The organism is Candidatus Thermoplasmatota archaeon, assembly GCA_034660695.1.
Classification (GTDB): Archaea; Thermoplasmatota; E2; order UBA202; family DSCA01; genus JAYEJS01.
Genome location: JAYEJS010000100.1, coordinates 1 through 6,427 on the forward strand (window position 1 = coordinate 1; position 6,427 = coordinate 6,427).

Genomic DNA, 6,427 nt, shown 5'->3' on the forward strand with positions numbered 1-6,427 from the left:
ATTCTGATATTTAAAAGTGACGGACTGCTATGGAGATACAAAATCATACAGTTTTTCTATCTGAGGGTTTATCTTTCCCCACCTTATTATAGAAAAAATGATGCCAACCATTTCTGGCTTTTCTATAAGGGTCTTTTCGTATCCCTTTCTTGTATTATCATAATATTTTCTTGCAGTTGTCCAGTCTTTTGCCGCAAAAATGGCTATTCAACCATATGTACCATTTATGTAATATGCATCTATTAACCTGATGACAATGCTTTTTCTCTTCGAAAAAATAGATTATATGATGGAAAAAGAACTTCAGGGAGGGGTATATCATCTGCGAATGCACTTCAAATAGGTTACTTTAATTTCATCTCCAGTTCATGTATCTTTTCTTTTATCTTATGTTGCTTTTCGGTGTATTTAGTTTTCAATCTGTTATACTTCTTATCTGTAAGCTCTTTCTTTCTTTTTTCAAGAGAGTCTAAACTACGATGTAAGGATGCTCTTGCCTGATTTAATTCCTCGATTTTATCAATGATTTTCTTTCTCTTTTTCCCATCCATGGTGACCTGAAATCGTAAAATAAGATAAAAACTTTTGGAATTCATTTTGTGAAAAAGATTCCTATTTATACCGGACTTATATTACAAAAAAGTGCACGTCACAAAAATCCCCGGAATAGGGCTTGATTCCAACATATATTTTATTAAAGATGAAGAATCAGCTTTAATAGATGCGGGAACCGGATTCAATTCTCATACTGTTATTGGGAAAATAGGGGAAGAAATTCAGTTAAAAGAAATATCTGCCATTATCCTCACACACGAGCACTTTGATCATTACGGCGGCATATTCCATCTGAAAAAGTACTGCAGCGCAAAAGTCATGATCCACGAAAGAGGAGCTGAAATTATAGAGAGAGGGTCAGATCAGTCTGCTGCTTTTTTTGGTGTTAAGCCGCCAAAGATAAAAGCTCATAGGAAACTAAAAGATGGAGATATTATCAAAATTGGAACCAAGAGGCTGAAAGTGATTCACACTCCAGGGCATTCCCCCGGCGGCATATGTTTATATGAAGAGGGGAGCAAATCGCTGTTTTCTGGAGATACAATTTTTTCTGACGGAGGGGTGGGGAGAACAGATTTTTTCGGAGGGGATACAAAAAAACTGGTAAATTCAATAAAAAAATTAATTGATATGGATGTTGCTAACCTTTATCCCGGGCATGGTCCCCACATTATAGGAAATGGAGCAAAACATGTGAGGATGGCATTGAGAACAGCAGAATATATGCTCGGGTCATAATCATATAAGGCAAAAAAGTTTATATCTTATCCTTCAATATGCTGTCGGTGAAAAAAGCAGATTTAGAATACCTATTTAATCCAAGGCATGTCGCTATCATCGGTGCATCTCATCACGAAAGAAAGATAGGATATACCGTATTGAAAAATGTAATTGAATCGGGCTATAAAGGAAAAATATATCCAATAAATCCAAAAGGGGGAGTGATTTTAGGCAAGAAAGTTTATAAGGACATTTTTTCCATAGATGGAGAAATAGATCTTGCAATGGTTGTCGTGCCGGCAAGCATTGCAGTAAATGTCATAGAAGAATGTGCAAGAAAAGGTGTAAAGTTTTCGATAGTGATAACTTCCGGCTTTTCTGAAATTGGCAATATTGATGCTGAGCGGGAAATGATGGAAAAAGCCAAGAAATATGGAATGCGTATTCTGGGGCCAAATGTATTCGGAATATATTCTGCCTCGGCTCCCATAAATGCGACATTCGGCCCATCAAAAATTTATCCAGGCAACATAGCTGTCATATCTCAGTCAGGGGCGCTCGGCATAGCAATGATAGGAAAAACAGCCGAAGAAAATATTGGCCTGTCCACCATAGTTTCAATCGGAAATAAGGCAGACATCACAGAAGCCGATATCATGTCTCATGTTTTTAATGATGACATAACAAAAGTAATCTTTTTGTATATTGAAGGACTGGAAAATGGTAGAGAGCTCATGGACATGGTAAAAAAAAAGCCGGATGACATTAAAATAGTTGCTATAAAGGCAGGAAAATCGAAAATGGGAGTAAGGGCAGTTGCTTCCCATACCGGCTCGCTTGCGGGCTCGGATAAAATATTTGATGCTGCCTTTAAACAGGCGGGCATATTGAGGGCAGAAAGTCTGGAGGAAGGATTTAATTGGGTATCGACGCTGGCGGCATGCCCTAGACCATCTGGAAAGAACGTTGTCATTATTACAAACGGCGGGGGACTGGGAGTGCTCGCGGCAGATGCATGTGAAAAATACGGAGTTGACCTTATGAACGATATTAAGCTGCTGGAAAGAACGTTCGGAGGCGTAATACCAAGATTCGGTTCGTGCAGAAACCCCGTAGATCTAACAGGACAGGCAGGAGGAAATGATTATAAGGAGGCGCTGGAGAGAGCACTGAATGAAGAAAGCATCCACGCCATTATCGCTCTTTACTGCCAGACAGATATGACAGCGCTCGAACCATTAATGGACACGTTCCTTGAAATGCAGAAGAAATACGGAAGAAAAAAGCCCATAATTTATTCCCTTTTCGGGGGAGAAGGCACGGACAAGATATTGGAACAGCTAAAAAGAAACGGAATTCCTGCGTTTGATGATGTCGAAGATGCCGTCTCTGCACTAAACGCATTATACAAGGCTTACAGTAAATCGGAAGAGGAAGAGGCAGAAACAATAGATATTGACGAAAAGAAAATAAGAAGCGTGATACAGATAGCACTGGATGAAGAAAGAACGCAGCTCCTCGGGACGGAGGCAAAGGAGATAATGCTTGCGGCGGGCATGGACGTTCCTCCATTTAAAGTTGCCAGAACCATAGACGAGGCAGTAAAGGCAGCCGAAGAAGTAGGCTATCCAGTGGTTATGAAGGTTGTTTCAGAGGATATAGTCCACAAAACAGATATGGGGGGCGTTTTGCTTGATATAGACGATGAAAAAGAAGTTGTGGAAGGATATGAAGCGATAATACGAAATTGCAAGCGATGTGCACCAAAAGCGAATATAAGGGGTATGGAAATTGCAAAAATGGTCCAAAAGGGCGTTGAAATAATAATTGGTTCGACAACAGACCCTTCTTTCGGGAAAGTTCTCATGTTTGGCCTGGGCGGAATATATGTGGAAGTGCTGAAGGACGTAGCATTTCGCGTAGCACCTGTTACGAAGAGAGAGATAGAAAAAATGATAAGGGAAATAAGTTCTTATCCCTTATTGATAGGGGTGAGGGGGGAAAGCAGAAAGGATATCAATTCTGTTATAGATGCCATATACCGTGTCGGCATTCTGGTTGATAGGTTTCCTGAAATATCCGAACTGGATATTAATCCATTGGTAGTATACGAAAAAGGGGCAAAAGTTTTAGATGCCCGAATGAATATAGAGGTGAAAAAATGAAAAAAATAGTTATTGCATCAGTAATGCCAAAAGCTGGAAAAACGACTGTTGCACTGGGAATTGCAAAAAAAATGAGTGGAAACATTGGATATATGAAGCCGCTTGGAGACAACCAGATTTACAAGAAGAAAAGGCTGGTCGATTATGATGCAGCCCTCTTCAAGGAAGTTTTTTCTATTGAAGAGCCAATAGATGATTTCACACTCGGTTTCCATCATTCAAAGATACTCCATGCATTTCCAGATGTCGGAAAAGAACTCGAGGAACGATACAATAAGTTATCATCGGATAAAGATTTCTTTATAATTGAGGGAAGCGAGGATTTGGTTCATGGAAACTCACTTGGGCTGGACTCTTTCTCTGTTGCCTCAAAACTTGATGCAGGGGTGTTGCTGGTGTTATCCGGTGATATGTATGACATGGCAGACTCACTGTCATTCGCGGATTGGATTGCAAGAAATAAAAAAATAGACATTGTTGGGGCAGTTATTGACAAATGGAGGGAAGAGAACACCCAAAAAATAGGAAAAGAGTTAGAGAAAAGAAACATACCCCTGCTTGGATTTGTTCCATATATAGATGAATTGGATATGATGAAAGTGCGATATGTGGCAGACAAATTATTTGCCCGAGTGGTGGCTGGGGAAGGCGGTCTTGACAACCAGATAAAAAATATACTTATAGCGGCCCTTTCTGTGCCAGAGATACTAAGGCATCCTGACTTTAAAAAAGAGCATAAGCTAATAATAACAGGGGGCGATAGAACGGATGTGATAGCAGCCTCTCTTAACGACGAAAATACATCCTGCGTGATTCTTACAAATAATATTGTCCCTCCTTCAAACATACTTGCAAAGGCAGATAAAAGCAACATACCGCTGCTATCAATAAGACCAAATACCTATATTGCAGCGAAGAAAGTGGAGGATATAGAATCGATCATTTTGCCCGACGAAAAAGAAAAAATCAATAAAATTCAAAAAGCTACAGAAAAACTGGATATTTCAGTACTGATGGGATAAGAATAGAATAGCAGAGAAGGCTATTCCTGCAAAAACTTATCGACCATTTCGGCAAATTCTTTGAATGGCACTATCCTATCAACAACCTTTTTAGCCCCAACTTCTTTTAACCTTTCTGCCCATGGCATATCTGACCAAGCGGTATAACCCCAGACAACTGCTTTTGGATCCATTTTCAATATTTCCTCTGTGATTACTGCACCGTCACATTCCCCACCTTTTTCTATCTCGGCATCCGAATCAAAATCTTCTAATTCATCGCTTCCGCATAAATTCAAATCCATGACAACGAGGTCCGGTCTCTTACCTTTATCCAATAGCGTTTTGTAGATTTCTATGGCTTCCTCTCCCGTCAACGCATTATGAATTTCAACGGGCGTTTTCATTTTCTGCAAATTTATCCCAAGCAATTCATGAATCATGGACTCATCATCCACTATCAATACTATTTTTTCATTCATGTATCTCACCTCTTTGGGTAACATTTTTAACAACTTTCTCAACCCTCATTATGGCATGATGTGCAGACTGTAATTTTTTCTTCTGTTCTTCAGGAACTTCATCCATGGTTAAATCAAGATATCCTTTCGCAATGGCAATTGGATTGAAGAAGTGATGGGCAGTCTTTAATTTAAACACTTTCTCCTGTTCCAAAGCTTCTTCTGCTTTTTCATAAGCTTTCTTCAGTGCTTCTTCTGCTCTCTTTCTTTCCGTAACATCGTAGGCAGTACCCAATCCAGCAGGCTTGCCTTCGTATATGATATTTGCAGCAGCAAAGTCAATCCATTTTGTTTTACCGTCTTTTGTTATAACTCTGAATTCATAATGATAAGGCTCTACTTTTCTCCCTTTTTCTCTTGCCTTACCTCTTTCCTTTACTACCCTAACATCATCTGGATGCACAACATTCCAGAACTTCATTCTCATAATATCATCTTTGGAATAGCCTATTATTTTTTCCATTGCCGGATTTGCATACTTAAAAACATCATCCTGATAAATGAAAATGGCTGATGTGGAAGATTCTGCAAGCAATCTAAATTTCTCCTCGCTTTCTTTTAATGTATCTTCTGCTTTTTTACGTTCGGTGACGTCATACATGATTCCTTCAATAATTTCTCCCTCAGTTAAACGTGCTGATTCTCTTATAATTAAAGTTTTTCCATCTTTTCCTATATACTCCATCTCATAACCCTTTATCATGTGTTCCTTTTGTAATTTCTCAAGAAATCTCTTCCTTTGTAATGGATTTTTGTGCATAATCTCAACGTTTTTCATTTTCAGAAATTCTTCCTTGCTATATCCAAACATTTCTGTGATAGCAGGATTTACTTCCAGAATTTTTCCATCTATAGTTGTCCTATATATTCCTTCTGCTGCATCCCTTACTAAAGTATGGTATTTCTCCTCAGATTCTTGAAGTGCCTCCCCTGTTTTCTTTTTCTTCGTAATGTCAGTAACCATCAATACCGCTCCCACAAATTTGTCTTCCTCTAAAATCGGAGCAGCATTAAATGACAAATAAGTTTCTTTTCCATATATGGAAGTAAAAGGAATCTCTCCACGTATCTCCTTTCCTTTCAATAGATCATTAAACATTTCTGCTGCTCCAGTTTCTTTTACCGATGGCAGTTCTCTGATATCGACTCCCATGGCATTTGATTCCTCACCAGATGGCACTCCCATCAATCTTTTCATTTCTGGATTTTCATATACAATACGCAACCTTTCATCCAATTTCAGAATTCCCACTGGAGAATACTTCAGTATTCCCTTCTGAAATTCAAATAGCGATTGATATTTTTCCTGACTGCTACGCAATGATTCTTCTGCCTCCCTGCGTTCGGTTATATCTTCAATCATTCCATCATAGTATTTAACCTCACCATTTTCATCATAAACTGCAGTTGCAGTGACAGACGCCCAAATAAGTGTCCCATCCTTCTTTTTTAATTTTAATTCCTC

Annotated in this window: 6 protein-coding genes; 3 read left to right on the top strand and 3 right to left on the bottom strand. The window is 38.9% G+C overall.

All coding sequences use genetic code 11. The features are described from left to right. Nucleotides 1–344: 344 nt before the first annotated feature. The gene (locus U9O96_05075; protein ID MEA2054471.1) at nt 345–551 is read right to left on the bottom strand and encodes a hypothetical protein; all 207 of its coding nucleotides are present in this window, start codon (nt 549–551) and stop codon (nt 345–347) included. A 91-nt stretch (nt 552–642) separates the two neighbouring features. Between U9O96_05075 and U9O96_05080 the strand changes: the two genes are divergently transcribed. Genes U9O96_05080 through U9O96_05090 form a run of 3 tightly spaced genes read left to right on the top strand, consistent with a single transcriptional unit; the run spans nt 643 to nt 4,462 of the window. After that, complete coding sequence (locus U9O96_05080; GenBank protein MEA2054472.1) at nt 643–1,293, top strand: MBL fold metallo-hydrolase; 651 nt, start codon at nt 643–645, stop codon at nt 1,291–1,293. 47 nt (nt 1,294–1,340) lie between these two features. Beyond that, on the top strand, nt 1,341–3,440 hold the full coding sequence (locus U9O96_05085) for an acetate--CoA ligase family protein (protein ID MEA2054473.1): 2,100 nt from the start codon (nt 1,341–1,343) through the stop codon (nt 3,438–3,440). After that, nucleotides 3,437–4,462, top strand: coding sequence for an AAA family ATPase (locus tag U9O96_05090; GenBank protein MEA2054474.1), 1,026 nt, complete (start codon nt 3,437–3,439; stop codon nt 4,460–4,462). The genes U9O96_05085 and U9O96_05090 overlap by 4 nt, the downstream gene beginning before the upstream one ends. Nucleotides 4,463–4,482: 20 nt before the next feature. Here the strand turns inward: U9O96_05090 and U9O96_05095 are convergent, their stop codons facing one another. Continuing rightward, on the bottom strand, nt 4,483–4,923 hold the full coding sequence (locus U9O96_05095) for a hypothetical protein (protein MEA2054475.1): 441 nt from the start codon (nt 4,921–4,923) through the stop codon (nt 4,483–4,485). Continuing rightward, nucleotides 4,916–6,427 (bottom strand): PAS domain S-box protein (locus tag U9O96_05100; GenBank protein ID MEA2054476.1); only part of this gene is annotated, 1,512 nt, incomplete at its 5' end. The genes U9O96_05095 and U9O96_05100, both read right to left, overlap by 8 nt.

Excerpts from the sequence above, each read along its gene's own strand:
- U9O96_05075 (MEA2054471.1), bottom strand. The coding sequence starts at position 551 with ATGGATGGGAAAAAGAGAAAGAAAATCATTGATAAAATCGAGGAATTA.
- U9O96_05090 (MEA2054474.1), top strand. The coding sequence starts at position 3,437 with ATGAAAAAAATAGTTATTGCATCAGTAATGCCAAAAGCTGGAAAAACG.
- U9O96_05095 (MEA2054475.1), bottom strand. The coding sequence starts at position 4,923 with ATGAATGAAAAAATAGTATTGATAGTGGATGATGAGTCCATGATTCAT.